This is a genomic window from Acidithiobacillus sp. 'AMD consortium', from assembly GCF_008926505.1.
Lineage (GTDB): Bacteria > Pseudomonadota > Gammaproteobacteria > Acidithiobacillales > Acidithiobacillaceae > Acidithiobacillus > Acidithiobacillus ferridurans.
On record NZ_CP044411.1, the window covers coordinates 1,144,514 to 1,161,166 of the forward strand.

Here is a 16,653-nt window from a genome sequence, read left to right on the forward strand (position 1 = left end):
CCATGCCTTCCGCCGACCTGACCCCGCCTGCCATGCCCCGCCACATTGCCGTCATCATGGATGGCAATGGTCGGTGGGCGTACCGTCGGCACTTGCCACGGGTGGCCGGTCATCGCCGCGGTGCCGAGGTGGTCCGGGAGATGGTGCAGTCCTGCGCGGATCTCGGTATTCCCTACCTGACGCTTTTCGCTTTCAGCACCGAGAACTGGCGACGTCCAGCCATTGAGGTTCGTTTGCTGATGAATCTGTTCCGTCTTTTGCTGCGGCGGGAAGCACGCAAGTTGCATGAGAATGGCGTTCGTCTGCATATCATCGGTGATCGCAGCGCACTGGATCCGGAGATATGCCAGCTCATCGATGAGGCGGAGACGCTCACCCGCAACAATCAGCGACTCCAGCTCAATCTGGCGGTGAATTATGGCGGACGTTGGGATATTGCACAGGCAGCACGAGCGGCGATGGCGGCGGTACAGGCGGGGGATCTCTCCCTTGAAGATTTCTCCGCCGCACATATTGCCCGGCATCTTTGTCTGGCAGACATCCCCGAGCCCGACCTGCTGATCCGTACCGGTGGCGAGGAGCGTATCAGTAACTTTCTGCTTTGGCAGTTGGCTTATACCGAGTTTTACTTCAGCGATACGCTGTGGCCGGATTTCAACCGCGCAGCTCTGGAGCATGCGCTGCATTCTTTCGCGCATCGGCAACGGCGCTTCGGACGGACGGGCGATCAGGTGCTGGAGGGCGATTGCTCCGTCAGCGACTGATTACCGCTTCTTTGTTATTCCTGCTGGTTCTTGTGCTGATCTTTTGGGCACCTTTCCTCGTTTTCCTCGTTTTCCTCATGTTGCTGGCGTTCCTGGCAGGACAGGAGTGGGGTCATCTCAGTCTGATAGCCTGGCCAAACGGGCTGGCGCTGGTATTGGCAGCACTGCCTGCGATGCTCATCTTCTCGCAGCATCTTCCCTGGTACACCCTGGCACAGGGCAGCGTGATCTGGTGGGTGTTACTCGCGGTGTTGCTGATGCTGATGCCGCCCTCTCTGTTACGCGGGGCCGCGGCCTGGCAGCGTCCGGTGAGCGCTATGGCGGTCTTTCCTGTGCTTTTGCCTGCTTTGTTATTCAGTCTGTCCTTGCAGCAGCGTGCTCCACAGTTTTTGTTATGGGTGATTCTGGTCATCAGTGCGGATGATGTAGGTGCGATGACATTTGGTAAAATCTGGGGGCGTCACCGATTAGTGCCACGTATCAGCCCTGGCAAGACTTGGGAGGGCTTACTGGGCGGCTTGCTTGGCAGCGCCATTATGGGCACACTGGGCGCGTGGATATGGGTAGGTGCGGCCACGCCGATACTCCTTTCCGGCACCTTCTTGGGTTTGATTACGGGTGCTTTCGCGATCTTGGGAGATCTTTCCGAGAGTTTTTTGAAACGCCGCGCCGATTGCAAGGATAGTGGCCAGTTGTTGCCGGGGCATGGCGGCCTGCTGGATCGCTTGGACAGCATGAGCGCAGGCATCCCGGTGTTTGTCGCCGGGCTTTATTATCTGGATTGGTGGAAATGACACGAGGCATCTGCATACTCGGGGCTACGGGCTCCATTGGCAAAAGCACCCTGGATGTGGTGTCGCGCCACCCGGACCAATTCCGGATCGTCGCGCTTACCGGCAATCACCGTGTGGCAGAGATGCAGTTGCTTTGTCAGCAACATCATCCCGAGTTGGTGGTTATGGCTGCCCCGGAAGCGGCGCAGCAGTTGCGGATGGGGCTAGGCGATGCTGGCCTCAAGAACATCCAGGTGGAGAGTGGCCCGGAGGCGCTTGCCGAAGCGGCGCGCATGTCCGGCGTCGATGAGGTGATGGCAGCCATTGTGGGCGCTGCCGGTCTGTTACCGACCCTGGCCGCCGTAGAAGCCGGGAAAAAGGTCTATTTGGCTAACAAGGAATGTCTGGTGATGGCGGGCAACCTCTTCATGGAGCGCGTGCGACAGCATCAGGTGACGTTGCTTCCCATCGATAGTGAGCATAATGCTGTATTCCAGTGCTTTGCAGATGGCAAAGGCGTGCGCCGTATTCTGCTGACGGCTTCCGGAGGACCGTTCAGGACCTGGTCGGCGGAGCATCTGGCGGTGGTGACGCCGGACCAGGCCTGTGCCCATCCCAACTGGGTCATGGGCCGAAAAATCTCCGTAGACTCTGCAACCATGATGAATAAGGGGCTGGAGGTCATCGAGGCGCATTGGCTCTTTGACCTCCCCGCCTCCCGGATCGACGTGCTGATTCATCCTCAGAGCATTATCCATTCCATGGTGGAATATGTGGATGGTTCCGTGCTGGCGCAATTGGGCAACCCCGATATGCGCACTCCCATTGCCCATGCTCTGGCTTTTCCAGAGCGCATGGAAAGTGGGGTTTCGTCTCTGGATCTGGCGCATGGGCCGGACCTTCAGTTCGAGACACCAGACTTACAGCGGTTCCCTTGCCTGGCCCTCGCCTTTGATGCCCTGCAGGCAGGGGGAGCCGCAGCGACGGTGCTGAACGCGGCGAATGAGATTGCCGTACACGCCTTTCTGGAAGGATACCTGCCGTTTCTGCGAATTGCGGCCGTCGTTGAAGATACCCTTGGTGAATTGCAGCCCGCCGCCCCGAACTGTCTGGACGATGTGCTGGCTATCGACCAACTGGCACGGGAGGTGGCGCTCCGCCACCTGGCCCGGCATGGATCGGGTATGCAGTGATTCCTCTGACCGCGCATGCAGATTCTTGAGACCATAGGGGCCTTTATTCTGGCTATCGGCACCCTTGTGCTGATTCATGAGTCGGGCCATTTCATCGTCGCCAAAACAATGGGCGTCAAGGTGCTCAGGTTCAGCATCGGTTTTGGACCGGCCCTGATTAGCCATCGCTGGGGAAGGGATCAGACGGAGTATGTGATTGCCGCGCTTCCCCTCGGTGGCTACGTCAAAATGCTCGGTGAGCAGGAGCAGGAAGGTGAACCGGTTTCGGCGGAGGACAGCAAACGGGCCTTTGTCAACCTTGCTCCCGGCAAACGTTTTCTGATTGCGCTGGCGGGACCGTTGGCCAATCTGCTTTTTGCCGTGGTTGCTTATGCGGGTGTGGCGTGGCTCGGCATTCCGGGTTTGGCGCCCATTGTCGGTCTGGTACAGGATCATTCTCCGGCGGCCCACGCGCAGTTGCAGCCCGGCGAACGCATCGCGACGCTCAACGGACAGGCCGTACATACCTGGGAGGATGTGCGTCTGGGACTGCTGTCTGCGGCTATTGCGCGTACCCCGGTGACCCTGCAGACGATAGGTGGCAACGGCGCCCGGCTCAACCATGTGCTGCGCCTGCAGACCCTTACCGCAGATAGTGTCGGACCGGATTTTGTCAGTAAAGTCATTGGCATGGAGCCATACCTGCCGGCCGTCATCGGCGCCGTGCAGCCCCATAGTCCGGCGCAGCAGGCCGGGTTGGCGGCGGGAGATCGCATCCTTGCGGTCGATGCGCAGGAGATTTTCAGTTGGGAGGGGTTGGCGCGGCAGGTCGAGTCCCATCCTGGCAAGGCCATCCAGTTGCGTTATCTGACCGCGCAGGGTCTCGCGAAAACGGTGCATCTCACTCCACAGATGTTTCTCGACAAGTCCGGAAAGCCCGTTGGTCGTATTGGTATCCTCATGGCGCCGTTGCCCGAAAACCTGATCGTTCTGCGGCAACGCGGCCCTCTGGAGGGGTTCATCTACGGGGCGCGAACGACCTGGCAAATGTCGCTGATGACTGTCGTGATGATCGTGCGAATGGTGCAGGGCTTTGTTTCTCCGTCCAATATCAGTGGACCCATCACCATCGCGGAGTATGCCGGGCAGTCGGCGCATGCCGGTCTCGCGCCGTTTTTATCCTTTCTCGGGTTGGTCAGTATCAGTCTGGGGGTGCTCAACCTTCTCCCTATTCCGATTCTGGATGGCGGGCATCTGATGTTTTACGCCGTGGAGATGGTGCGCGGCAAGGCGCTCCCTGCGGTAGTGGTGCAAAAAGCGCAGCAGATCGGTATAGTGCTGCTTCTGATGCTCATGTCCTTCGCCTTCTACAATGATATTATGAGATTGCTGACACCGTGAAAAAATTCAGCCTCAGCTCCGCCCCCGTCATCCTCCTTTCCGCCGGAGTGGCTTGTGTCACCGCCGCATGGGCAGCACCGGCCTGGGCATTTACGCCCTTTACGGTCAGGAATATAGAAATTCGTGGTCTGGAGCATATCGCACCGGGCACGGTCTACAACTACCTGCCCATTCACATCGGCGAGCAGGTGGATGATCAGAAGGCGCAGCAGGCCATCAAGGATCTCTATTCCACGGGATTCTTCAAGGATGTGACCATCGCCCGTTCTGACAACAATCTGCTGGTCATCGTGCAGGAGCGACCCATCATCTCCAGCATCAAGATGACGGGCATCAAGGCTTTTTCCAAAAGCGAAGTGAACGGCACGCTCAAGGGCGTCGGTCTGGTGGATAGACACATCTTCAATCATTCGATCCTGGATCAGGTGATTCATGGTCTGCAGGAACAATATGAGGGCATGGGCTATTACAACGCCCGGATTCATGCGCGGGTGGAAAAATTGCCGCGCAATCGGGTGGCCATCCATATCGACGCTAAGGAAGGCGAGCAGGCGACCATTAAGCAAGTGACCATTGTTGGTAATCATGCCTTCAGTGAAAGCCGTTTGCGTGGCCTTTTTAGTATCGGTGCGCCGGATGCTTTTTCCTTCTTCACCAAAAATGATCGTTATTCGCGTGAAAAACTCATGAAGGGTCTGGAGAAACTGCATAATTTTTATCTGGACCGGGGCTATCTCAACTTCGATGTTGAATCCACTCAGGTGCAGGTGACGCCGGATCGCCGCTTTGTGTATATCACCGTTAACGTGCATGAGGGTAGTCTCTATCATATCCAGTCGGTGGGCCTGACGGGTAACCTGATCGTGCCGAGGCCGGAACTGGAAAAACTGGTGGAGATCAAACCTGGCGAAGTGTTTTCCCGGGCTAAAATCAACGACACCAATAATGCCATTGCAGATAAGCTTGGAAACCTGGGTTACGCGTTCGCCAATACCACACCGGTGCCCAAGGTGAATGAAAAAACGCATGAGGTGGCGCTGAACTTCGAGGTGGATCCCGGTCGCAAGGTCTATATCCGCCGCATCGAGATCACCGGCAATGACAAAAGCCGGGACTATGTGGTCAGGCGCCAATTCCGGCAGATGGAGGGTGCGCTTTATGACGGCTCGCTGATCCGGCGTTCCAAGATGCGTCTGCAGCAGACGGGTTTTTACGACAAGATCGATACAAAAACCGTACCGGTCCCGGGGCATCCTGACCAACTGGACCTGGATGTTCACGTGAGCGAAAGGCCTACAGGCAGTTTCAGCATCGGTGTCGGCTATTCCAATGCCCAGGGTATCCTATTCAACGGCTCGATCAGCCAGAACAACTTTATGGGTACGGGTAACGCCCTGGCGTTCTCGGCTAACGTAGGCGGTCTGGGGACGGCGTATAACCTGTCTTTTACCGATCCGTATTTTACGCCGGACGGCATCAGTCTGGGCGTTAATCTGTATCGCAACGATACCAACCTCTCTACCCTGATGGTGGCACCATATCAGGAGATCGATTACGGCGCGACCGTTACCCTGGGTATTCCGGTGATGCAGTATGTCTATGATTACATGTCGTTGGGGTTCAGTAATACGAATATCAATCTGACTTCTGGAAGTCCACAAATATATACTGACTATGTAAACACGTTTGGCAATACCGCCACTGCGGTGACGGTTGGCAACGATCTTACCTATGACAGCCGTAACTCACCGATTTTTCCCACCAAAGGGGTTTATGGGACTTTATCGCTGAGGGCTGCAGTACCTCCTGCAAAGCTCCGCTGGTATAAGGCGGAGATCAAAGGGGAATATTATCATCCCATTACCTCCTGGCTGACGGGCGGATTGAGCGGGCGTTATGGTTTTATCAACGGTTATGGCGGGCTAAAGGTGCCATTCTTTAATAACTTCTATCTGGGTGGTCCGACCACCTTGCCGGGTTATCAGACCTACTCGTTGGGCCCACAGATAGGTGGTTATCCAGTGGGTGGCACGCGCGAGCTACTTTTTAACGCCAATCTGTATTTCCCGCTGCCGGGTCTGGCGGATAATAACAACTTCCGGATGTCGGTATTTCTCGCAAGTGGTTGGGTCTATGGCGTGAATTCCAACACGAGTGGTTCAATATATAATTATAGCAATAATTACTTCCCGAATTTAAGCGAAATGCGGACCACAGCGGGCATCGGCTTCATGTGGATCAGCCCGATGGGGCCGCTGCGCCTGTCTTTGGCCGTCCCGCTGGACAAGAAGCCGGGTGACCTGACCCAGCCCTTGCAGTTTACTGTGGGTAACAACTTTTGACGGTGTGGTGTCGGGGTATGGGTATGAAATGGCGACTGCGTCTCGGGGTGGTTCTCCTGTTTACGCTGACGTCTGTTGCAGCGTGGGCGGACCCGCTGAAGATCGGTTTTGTGGATCTCGACCGCGCGTTGCGCGAATTGCCTGAGGCACAGGCTGGCGCAGCCAGCCTCAACAAGCAGGTAGAGGCGAAGCAGAAAGAGATGGAGGCCAGGCGCCAGCAGATCGACGCATTGCAAAAGACCCTGGAAAAAGATTTTCCACATTTGACGAATGCACAGCGGCAGGAAAGGGAGGCGCAATTGCAGGGCATGATTCTCCATTTGCAGCAGTTCCAGCGCCAAGCCCAGGATAGCCTCAATTATCAGCGTAATCAGATTCTGAAAAGCATTCAGGACCGGTTGGTCAAAGTGGTGAGCAGGATCGGGCGCGCCGGGCATTATACGGTGATCCTCAATGACAAGTCTGTGCTTTATGTCAATGGCGCCATCGATATCACTCCGCAGGTGGTGGCAGCGATGGAGAACAAACTTGCCACCGGTAAAATGAACGGTGGTAAATAGGGTGGCGCGCGGGGTGTATCTCCTAGGTGATCTTGCGCAGGTGGCGGGCGCTGAATTGCGCGGCGACGCCGGGTATCAGATCAGCGCTGTGGCGCCGCTCGATACAGCCGGCAGTGGAGATCTCACTTTTTATCACGACATGCATTTGCGAGGTCTGTTAAAATCGAGCAAAGCAGGCGCCATACTGATTGCTCCCCAGGATGCGGAGCAGTTTTCCGGAAACTGCCTTTTGACGGACAATCCCTACGCGGCATTTGCGCGAGTCATGCAGCACATCTATCCGCAGGTCGCCCCTCGGCCCGGATTGCATCATACGGCACAACTGGCGCGTGACGCCCAGGTGGATCCGGACGCGCGCATCGATGCGTATGTACAGATCGGAGCCGGGGCGGTGATAGCGAAAGGTGTCTGGCTGGAGGCTGGTACCTTTGTTGGCGCGGGTGCGGAGGTGGGGCAGGGGTCGCATCTTTATCCCGGCGTGAAGATTTATGGGGGCTGCAAAGTGGGCGCCGACTGCGTCCTGCATGCGGGTGTGGTGATTGGCGCCGATGGTTTTGGTTTTGCGGAGGCAGACGGCCGCTTTTTGAAGATTCCCCAGGTGGGTCGGGTACTTATTGGAAATAACGTGGAGGTTGGCGCCAACTCCTGTATCGACCGCGGTGCGCTGGCAGATACGGTGATCGAAGACGGGGTGAAAATAGACAATCTGGTGCAGATCGGACACAACGTCCAGATCGGCGCCCATACGGTGGTCGCCGGACAGACAGGAATTGCGGGGAGCGCGCGGATTGGCCGGCACTGCCGTATCGGCGGCCAGGTGGGTATTGCCGGTCACCTGGAAATCGCCGATGGCTGTGTGATCGCCGGGCAGAGCGCGGTGACCCATTCCTTGCGTCGCGCTGGTGTCTATTCGGGGGTGATCCCGGTACAGGAGGCAAGCCACTGGAGACGTATCGCCGCGCGTCTCGACGGACTGGACACCCTGTTCCGCCGAATGAAGCGCGTCGAGCATACACTTGAACAGGATTTATCTACCAACGGAGAGCCCCCTGACCGTGAATGAGCTGAATATTCAGGATATTCTTAAACGCTTGCCACATCGCTACCCATTTCTGCTGGTGGATCGTGTCGTTGAAATGGAGATAGGAAAACGTTTGCGCGCACTGAAAAACGTCACCATGAACGAACCGCATTTTCAGGGGCATTTTCCGGGATTTCCGGTGATGCCGGGCGTACTCATCATTGAAGCGCTTGCCCAGGCGGCGGCGATCCTTGCCTTTGTTTCCGAGGATAAGTACGGAGACAATGCGGCTGTTTATTTTGCCGGGATCGACAAGGCCCGCTTCCGCAGACCGGTGACGCCGGGTGATCAACTGGAGCTCATCGCCAACGTGAGCCGCCGGCGTTCCGGCATGTGGCAGATGGAAACGGCGGCGCTGGTCGACGGGGAGGAAGTCGCCTCTGCATTGCTGATGGCCACCTTGCGCGAGCATGTCCAATGACGGTGCAGATTCATCCACAGGCCATCGTCGACCCCTCGGTTCAGATTGGAGAAGGATGCGCCATCGGACCTTTTGCCGTCATTGGGGCTGGAGTGGAAATCGGCGATCACTGCAGGATCGGCGCGAATACGGTCATCGAAGGCCCTTGCCGCATCGGTGCCCATAACCAAATTTTTCAGTTTGCGTCCGTCGGCACGGCTCCACAGGATCTGGGCTACGCGGGTGAACCTACGATACTCGAAATTGGATCGCATAATACGATACGCGAGTTTGTGACCATCAATCGCGGCACTGTGAAGGGTGGCGGGATAACACGGATCGGTCATCACAACCTCCTCATGGCTTACTGCCATGTGGCGCACGACTGTTCTATTGGCGATCAGGTGGTAATGGCCAATGCCGCAACGCTTGCTGGTCATGTCCGTGTCGAAGATCACGCCATCCTCGGCGGCCTGTCGGCGGTACATCAGTATGCTCGGGTGGGGGCGCACGCGATATTGGGCGGCGGGACCATGGCACCTTTGGATATTCCACCTTTTATGATGGCAGCAGGCAACCATGCCAGCCTGCATGGGATCAATGTACGCGGCCTCGCACGTCGCGGTATTCCCCGGGAGACCATCTTGCAGATCAAACGGGCGTATCGCCTGCTTTTCCGTTCCGGGCTGAGACTGGAGGATGCCATGGATGAGGTGTCGCAACGTGGTCTGAATGCGCCGGAAGTCGCCTATCTCCTGGACTTTATTCGTAATAGCCGACGCGGGATTACCCGGCCATGATCCATATGAGAACCGGAGTCATCGGTGTGGGCCATCTGGGGCGCTTTCACGCGCAGAAATATGCCGCAATCTCACAACTCGCAGGGGTTTTTGACGAGAACGCGGAACGGGCCACAGAGGTTGCCGCCGAATTGAGGTGCCGTGCTTTCCCGAGCGTTGATGCGTTACTGGCTGAAGTGGATGCGGTGTCCATTGTCACCCCCACCTCCACCCACTTCGCGGTAGCGGAAGTGGCGATGCAGGCAGGGGTGCATTGTCTGATCGAAAAACCCTTTACCCTGGATACCGAAGAAGCAGATGCCCTGATTGGTATGGCGCAGGAGCGCCATCTGGTGCTGGCGATTGGTCATATCAAGCGGGTACACCCAGCCATTCAGTACTTGCGGCAGGCGAGCTTTGGTGCGCCCCGCTACCTGGAGGCGGAGCGCCTGGCGCCTTTCAAGCCACGCTCGCTGGATATCGACGTAATCATGGATCTGATGATTCATGATCTGGACCTGACATTGCTGCTGACCGGTGCCGAACCCGTGGACGTGCGTGCCGTGGGGGTCGCGGCGGTAACGGACAAGGCGGACATGGCCAACACCTGGATGACCCTGAACAACGGTACCGTGGCCAACCTGGCGGCCTCTCGGGTAGTGCGGGAGCCTGCGCGGCGCATGCGTATCTTTTGGCAGGATCGTTATGCTTCGGTGGATTTCCTCAACAATACCCTGCATATCTACCATCGCGGTGCGGGAACCGTGCCGGGAATTCCCGGCGTACGTGATGAGGCTGTGGACCTGCCCAAACGCGATGCCCTGGCGGCGGAGATCGAGGATTTCCTGAACGCCATCGTAGCGCACCGGCCGGTGTTTTGCGATGGCGTCGCGGGTCGGCGGGTGCTGGCCGCGGCGCTGCAGGTGCGGGTAGCCGTGGAGGCCTTTCTGCAGCATTGAGCGTATGCCGGTGCGGGTTTTGACGTTTCTTTCGGACGGTGATGCATGACTCAAAATACAGCAATTCCCATGGTCGATTTGCGTGCGCATTTTGCGCCGCTGCGGGATGAAATATTGACGGGGATAGGGAAAATTCTCGACGATGCTAGTTTTATCCTGGGAAATCAGGGGCGTGCGCTGGAGGCGGAGGTGGCGGGTCTTTCCGGTGTTGCCCACGGTGTGGGCTGTGCTTCCGGTACGGACGCCCTGACGCTGGCCCTGCGTGCCCTGGAAATCGGTCCCGGCGACGAGGTGATCGTCCCCACCTTCACCTTCATTGCGACTGCGGAAGCGGTTCTTTATGTGGGTGCCACGCCGGTTTTTGTGGATGTGGATGATCGTTTTTACGCCATGACAGTGGCCGGTATCGAGGCCGCCATTACGCCGCGGACCAAAGCGATCATCCCTGTACATCTCTACGGATTACCGGCAGATATGCCCGGCATCATGGCGCTTGCTCACAAGCATGGCTTGCGGGTGATTGAGGATTGTGCCCAGGCTATTGGTGCCCAAATTAACGGACAAGGGGTGGGCAGCTTTGGCGACATCGGTTGTTTTTCTTTTTTCCCCAGCAAAAATCTTGGCGCTGCCGGAGACGGCGGCATGGTGGTAACGGCGGATGCGGAGCTGGAACGCAAATTGCGCGGGCTGCGCAACCATGGTTCCTGGCAGACCTACCATCATGACGTATTGGGCTATAACAGTCGTCTCGACGAAATGCAGGCGATGATTCTTCGGGCGGAGTTTCCACATCTCGCAGCCTATAACGACGGACGGCGGCAGGCGGCAGGGTGGTACGCCGAGCATCTGGTGGGTCTCGACCTGCAATTGCCGGAAGCTCCAGCAGGTTATCACCACGTATTCCATCAGTTCACCATTCAGTTGAATGCGCGGGATGCGGTGAAGACCGCCCTCCATGCCGAAGGCATTGCCAGCGCCATTTACTATCCGATTCCAGGACACCAGCAAAAGATGTTTGCACACCAGGCCCAAACCCATTGTCCGGTGGCAGAGCATCTGGCGGAGCGGGTGCTCTCCCTGCCCATGTTCCCGGAACTGCGTGAGGAGCAGATAGCCAGGATCGCTACCGTGATCCGTCGCACCCTGCACGGCTAGGGCCTTGAGCAAGGCCTTTATCCTCGCGGTAGAGCGTTCCGGCGAAAATCTCGGGCTGGAAATCATGGCGAATGCCGCGCAGGCGGGACTTGATCTGCAATGGTCCGGGGTGGTCGGGTCCCGTCTACAGGCGGCGGGCGTGCAAAATATTGCCAATGGTGAAGTGCTGGCGATGATCGGGTTGGTCGAAGTCTTGCGGCACTACGGTCGCTTGCGCAGGCTTTATGGGCAAATTCGGCAGCATCTGCAGGCGGAGCGGCCGGCTTGCGTGGTGCTGATTGACCATCCTGCTTTCAATCTGCACGTTGCCAAGATGGCTAAGCAGATGGGCATTCGAGTGCTCTATGTGGTGGGTCCACAGATCTGGGCCTGGCGCTCGCAGCGAATTCATCAGATCAAGCGCGTCGTGGACCACATGCTGGTGCTTTTTCCTTTTGAGGTGCCCATTTATGCACAGGCGGGGGTGCCGGTGCATGTGCTGGCCCATCCCTTGCTGGCGCAGACTGCGACGGCGCAGTATGGGATGGATGCGCGGGCAGCACTGGGACTGACGGCAGGGGGGCCGGTGCTGGCGCTCCTGCCGGGCAGTCGCCGCGGCGAGCTGGAACGTCTGACTCTACGCTATGCGGAAACGGCGCGACGTTTGCGCAACCAAATGCCGGAACTGCGGATTCTGGTGGCCTTGGCGAGGGAGGAGTTGCGCCCCCTCTGGGAGCGACTCTGGAAACAGGGTGCGGGGCCGGAAGATGCGCAGTTGGTGGTCGCTCAGACGCAAACCGTGCTGGCAGCCGCTGATGTGGTGCTGGTCGCCTCCGGTACCGCCACACTGGAAACGGCACTCATGCGGCGCCCGGCGGTTGTCGTTTATATTTTGAACGCACTCACCTTTGCTGTCGTCCGAAGACTGGTGAAAACTCCCTTCGTGGCCATGCCCAATATTTTGCTCAAAGAGGCCGTATATCCGGAATTCCTCCAGGACGCCTTCGAGCCCGCCCAAGTGGCTGGTGCACTGGCGGCGCTTTTGGGGCCGGCGGGTTCCGAGCAGGTGGCGAAATTGCAGAAACTGCGTGGCCTGCTGGAAGGCAATCCCCCCGAGCAGTTGCAGCAGGTGCTCCGAGAGATGCTGGCATGAAAACGGTAACGCCATGAAAAGCGCCCCCATCCTGGAACACTATGGACCCTGGTGCGCGGGTGTGGATGAGGTGGGGCGAGGGCCCTTGGCGGGTCCGGTGGTGGCAGCGGCGGTGATTCTGCGCGTACCTCTTCACGGTCTGGACGATTCCAAGAAAATGACGGCAGCCGCACGGACATATTGGGCCGCACGTATCCGCCATGAGGCCCTGGCCTGGTCGGTAGCCCGGGCTGCAGTCTGGGAGATCGAGCGCTACAATATTCTCCAGGCGTCGTTGCGTGCCATGGCGAGGGCTATCGTCGGCCTGCCCAGGCAGCCTCGGCGGATTCTCGTCGATGGCAATCAATCGCCTCCCGGTTGGCAGGTAGAGACGCTGGTGGGCGGCGATGGCCGGGTGGACGCCATCGCTGCCGCAGGTATTCTGGCCAAAGTGACACGGGATGAGGAGATGCAGTTGCTCGACCGATATTATCCTCAATATGGGCTGGCGCGGCATATGGGTTACGGCACGGCGGTGCATCTCCAGGCATTGTGGCGCTGGGGTCCCTGTGCCCTGCATCGGCGCGGCTTCAGACCTGTCGACCAGGCCTGGGAGGCGCAATGATGGGTGCGCCGCAGTTTGTCCATCTGCACGTACACTCCGAATATTCCCTGGAAGACGGAATCATTCCGGTCAAGGCACTGGCCAGACGCTGCGCGGAGCGGGGCATGCCAGCCGTGGCGATCACGGATCACGGCAACCTTTTTGCCCTGGTGAAATTTTATAATGCGGCCCGGGCACAGGGCGTCAAGCCATTGATTGGCAGTGAAGTCTGGGTGCATGACGGGGCAGAACCGGAACAGCCGGTCGGCCTTATCCTGCTGTGCATGGACAAAACCGGCTATCGTAATCTCAGCCGCCTGCTCAGCCGGGCTTACCTGGAGGGCAGTCGCCACGGCCGTCCGCAGATCGACGCGGCATGGCTGGAAGGGGCGAGCGACGGTCTCATTGCCCTGTCTGCGGCTGGGCAAGGGGAGATCGGGCGTGCCCTGCAGCGCCATCCGCAACAGGCGGAAAGCCGGGCGCGATACTACGCAAGGCTTTTCCCGGAACGTTTTTATCTGGAAGTGCAGCGCAACGGTGAGGCGGGGCAGGAGGCCCTGGTCCAGGCCACGGTGGCGTTGGCGGAAAAACTGGATTTACCGTTGGTGGCCACCAACAATGCCCACTTTCTCGATGCGGCGGACTTTGCGGCCTTCGATGCGCGACAGTGTATTTCTGCAGGTGTTACCCTGGACGACCCGCGCCGTCCACGGCGTTTTACGCCGGAGCACCGCCTGCCGGACCCCGAAGAAATGCGAGAGCGTTTTGCGGACCTGCCGGAAGCTTGCGACAACACCGTCGAAATTGCGCGACGCTGTAATATGGAGCTGGTGCTCGGGCGTTATGCGCTACCAGACTATCCCATTCCCGCCAGCCAGTCCGTGGATGAATATTTGCACGACGCGGCGCAAAATGGTCTGCAGGAACGCTTGCGGGAGCTGCGTATCAGTGGCGACGCCACGCTGCCTTATCACGAGCGCCTGTTGCGTGAGGTCGGCGTCATTCAGCAGATGGGCTTCCCCGGTTATTTTCTCATCGTCGCGGATTTCATCCAGTGGGCAAAAAATAATGGCGTGCCGGTGGGACCTGGGCGTGGTTCCGGCGCCGGATCGCTGGTGGCCTACGCCCTGCGGATCACCGATCTCGATCCCATCGGCAATGGCCTGTTGTTCGAGCGCTTTCTCAACCCCGAACGCGTTTCCATGCCTGACTTTGACGTGGATTTCTGCATGGATCAGCGTGACCGTGTCATTCAGTATGTGGCCGACAAATATGGTCGTGACCGGGTCGGCCAGATCATCACCTTCGGGACGATGAAGGCGCGGGCGGTAGTGCGTGATGTCGGCCGGGTGCTGGGTCTACCTTATGGCTTTGTCGACCAGTTGGCCAAGCTGGTGCCGGGTGATCTGGGAATGACCCTGGCGAAGGCCCTGGAGGAATCGGAGGAGCTGCGGCGACGCCAGGCTGAGGAAGACGACGTCCGCGACCTGCTGGACATCGCCCTGCGCCTGGAGGGTTTGCCACGTCACGCCTCGACCCATGCGGGTGGCGTAGTGATCTCTCCGGAGCCGCTGGCCGACCGTCTGCCGCTCTTTAACGACGGCTCTGAAGGGGGTGGTAATGTCACCCAGCTCGATAAGGACGATGTCGAAAAGATGGGGTTGGTGAAGTTCGATTTTCTCGGTCTGCGTACCTTGACCATCATCGATATGGCGGTCAAGCTCATCAACGCCGATGCGGCAGCGGCGGGTCGTGAAGCCGTGAATATTCAGCAATTGCCTTTGGACGATGCGGCGACTTTTGCCCTGCTCAAGTCCACCGAGACGGCGGCGGTCTTCCAACTGGAATCATCGGGTATGCGCGATCTGGTGCGGCGCCTGCAGCCGGATACCTTTGAAGATATTGTTGCCCTCGTCGCCTTGTTTCGGCCGGGACCGCTACAGTCGGGTATGGTGGATGATTTCATCGCCCGCAAACACGGCAAGGCGCAGGTAACCTATCTGCATCCGGATCTGGCACCGATTCTCCGGGAAACCTATGGGGTGATTGTCTATCAGGAACAGGTCATGCAGTCCGCCCAGGTGCTGGCGGGTTATTCCCTCGGCGGTGCCGATTTACTGCGGCGGGCCATGGGCAAGAAAAAGCCGGAGGAAATGGCCAAACAGCGCAGCATTTTTCTGGAGGGAGCCCACAAGAACGGTTTGGTCGCGGACCAGGCCGGGGCCATCTTCGACCTCATGGAAAAGTTTGCCGAATATGGCTTTAACAAATCCCACTCGGCAGCCTATGCCCTGGTGTCCTACCAAACCGCTTATCTGAAGGCCCACTATCCACAATTTTTTATGTCTGCCGTGCTGACCGCAGATATGGACCACACCGACAAAGTGGTGGCGATGATTGCCGAGTGCGCGCGCATGGGCCTGCGCATCGCTCCACCGAGCGTTCAGCACAGTGTGCTGGAGTTTCGTCCGGAGGGGGATGGTGACATCCGCTTTGGTCTGGGTGCCATCAAGGGCTTGGGACGGGCGGCCATTCAGGCGATTCTCGACGCCCGTAAGGGGGGCGCCTTCCTGAATCTTTTCGATCTGCTCTGCCGGGTGGATACCCAGAAAATCAATCGTCGTGCCCTGGAGGCATTGATTCGCGCCGGAGCCATGGATGACTGGGGCGTGTCGCGGGCCAGCCTGATCGCGTCCGTGGACCGTTGTATGGAAGCAGCAGCGCAGTTTCAGAGCAGTCAGGCGAGCCTGCAGGAATCATTGTTTAGCGGACAGGAGGCGTTGCGGGTAGCGCCGCCGCTGGTGTCGGCCGAGGCATGGAGTCTCACTGAAACCCTGCGTCAGGAACGGGAAACTCTGGGTTTTTATCTCAGTGGTCACCCCATGGACAGTCTGCGGGATGATCTGGCGGCGCTGGGAACGATGCCTCTTGGAGACGTCTGTGTCGGGGCCACGGTATTGGTGGCGGGGTTGGTGGTAGCGCGGCGCAGCACCCGGACCAAGCGCGGTGATCGTATCTATTTCCTGACCCTCGATGATGGTCGGGGGCGGCTGGAGGTCGTCGTCTTTGGCGAAGTCTGGGCGCAGGCCGGCAAGATCCGAGAGGGCGAGGAGCCGGTGCTGGTTCTGGGTGAGGTGGGCGAGGACAGCTATTCCGGTGGCCTGCGGCTCAGTGCCATGCGTCTGCTGGATATGGCACAGGCGCGGGAGGAATTGGCTGCACAATTGACCTTGGAACTGGGACTTACGGCAGATATGGCTCCGCAAGATCTGCTTGCCGTGCTCCGTAAATACCCCGGCCAAACAGCCTTGCGCCTGCGTTTGCGGGTCGCAGACGACATTATCGCGCAATTGCGGGTGACGGAAAACCTGAGCTTTGCGGCGAGTCCCGCCGCCATTGCCGCCCTGACGGCGTTAGCACCCACGGCACACTGGCACTGGAGCTATCGGCCGGTGACCCTTCTCGTCAATAATGTCGTCCCCCTGGAGCGTGCGCGGCACGCGGCGCGACGCCCGGCCTGAGCGCCGGCCCTGTTCGGAATGGTAAGGAGTG

General features: G+C 58.6%; 14 protein-coding genes. All 14 read left to right on the forward strand.

Translation table 11 applies throughout. From position 1 onward, the window contains the following. The first annotated feature begins 2 nt into the window (after positions 1-2). Genes F6A13_RS05975 through dnaE form a run of 14 tightly spaced genes read left to right on the forward strand, consistent with a single transcriptional unit; the run spans position 3 to position 16,622 of the window. A complete protein-coding gene (locus tag F6A13_RS05975) occupies positions 3-764 on the forward strand; it encodes an isoprenyl transferase (protein ID WP_113525734.1) in 762 nt (253 codons plus the stop codon). Further along, positions 746-1,558: a phosphatidate cytidylyltransferase gene (locus tag F6A13_RS05980; protein ID WP_113525735.1), complete on the forward strand. Its 813-nt coding sequence runs from the start codon at positions 746-748 to the stop codon at positions 1,556-1,558. The genes F6A13_RS05975 and F6A13_RS05980 overlap by 19 nt, the downstream gene beginning before the upstream one ends. Beyond that, on the forward strand, positions 1,555-2,730 hold the full coding sequence (gene ispC / locus F6A13_RS05985) for a 1-deoxy-D-xylulose-5-phosphate reductoisomerase (RefSeq protein ID WP_113525736.1): 1,176 nt from the start codon (positions 1,555-1,557) through the stop codon (positions 2,728-2,730). Before F6A13_RS05980 ends, ispC begins: the two co-directional genes overlap by 4 nt. A gap of 15 nt (positions 2,731-2,745) precedes the next feature. Continuing rightward, positions 2,746-4,110 (forward strand): RIP metalloprotease RseP, encoded by a 1,365-nt coding sequence (rseP, locus tag F6A13_RS05990; RefSeq protein WP_113525737.1) that lies wholly within the window; start codon positions 2,746-2,748, stop codon positions 4,108-4,110. After that, positions 4,107-6,452, forward strand: coding sequence for an outer membrane protein assembly factor BamA (bamA, locus tag F6A13_RS05995; protein WP_113525738.1), 2,346 nt, complete (start codon positions 4,107-4,109; stop codon positions 6,450-6,452). The genes rseP and bamA overlap by 4 nt, the downstream gene beginning before the upstream one ends. A 17-nt stretch (positions 6,453-6,469) precedes the next feature. After that, positions 6,470-7,012, forward strand: a complete 543-nt coding sequence (locus F6A13_RS06000) for an OmpH family outer membrane protein (RefSeq protein ID WP_225981983.1) — start codon at positions 6,470-6,472, stop codon at positions 7,010-7,012. A gap of 13 nt (positions 7,013-7,025) precedes the next feature. Beyond that, entirely contained in the window at positions 7,026-8,075 is a 1,050-nt protein-coding gene (lpxD, locus tag F6A13_RS06005) for a UDP-3-O-(3-hydroxymyristoyl)glucosamine N-acyltransferase (protein WP_225981984.1), read from the forward strand. Next, positions 8,068-8,514 carry a 3-hydroxyacyl-ACP dehydratase FabZ gene (gene fabZ, locus F6A13_RS06010; protein ID WP_113525740.1) on the forward strand — a complete coding sequence of 149 codons (447 nt, stop codon included), beginning with the start codon at positions 8,068-8,070 and terminating at the stop codon, positions 8,512-8,514. Before lpxD ends, fabZ begins: the two co-directional genes overlap by 8 nt. Beyond that, positions 8,511-9,293, forward strand: coding sequence for an acyl-ACP--UDP-N-acetylglucosamine O-acyltransferase (gene lpxA / locus F6A13_RS06015; protein WP_113525741.1), 783 nt, complete (start codon positions 8,511-8,513; stop codon positions 9,291-9,293). The genes fabZ and lpxA overlap by 4 nt, the downstream gene beginning before the upstream one ends. After that, positions 9,290-10,231 (forward strand): Gfo/Idh/MocA family protein, encoded by a 942-nt coding sequence (locus F6A13_RS06020; protein WP_113525742.1) that lies wholly within the window; start codon positions 9,290-9,292, stop codon positions 10,229-10,231. Before lpxA ends, F6A13_RS06020 begins: the two co-directional genes overlap by 4 nt. A gap of 45 nt (positions 10,232-10,276) precedes the next feature. Further along, positions 10,277-11,386 (forward strand): DegT/DnrJ/EryC1/StrS family aminotransferase, encoded by a 1,110-nt coding sequence (locus tag F6A13_RS06025; RefSeq protein ID WP_113525743.1) that lies wholly within the window; start codon positions 10,277-10,279, stop codon positions 11,384-11,386. Positions 11,387-11,390: 4 nt separating this feature from the next. Next, on the forward strand, positions 11,391-12,518 hold the full coding sequence (lpxB, locus tag F6A13_RS06030; protein ID WP_113525744.1) for a lipid-A-disaccharide synthase: 1,128 nt from the start codon (positions 11,391-11,393) through the stop codon (positions 12,516-12,518). Between the two features lie 13 nt (positions 12,519-12,531). Further along, positions 12,532-13,122 (forward strand): ribonuclease HII, encoded by a 591-nt coding sequence (locus F6A13_RS06035; RefSeq protein WP_126605221.1) that lies wholly within the window; start codon positions 12,532-12,534, stop codon positions 13,120-13,122. After that, positions 13,122-16,622, forward strand: a complete 3,501-nt coding sequence (dnaE, locus tag F6A13_RS06040) for a DNA polymerase III subunit alpha (protein ID WP_126605716.1) — start codon at positions 13,122-13,124, stop codon at positions 16,620-16,622. Before F6A13_RS06035 ends, dnaE begins: the two co-directional genes overlap by 1 nt. Positions 16,623-16,653: the final 31 nt, after the last annotated feature.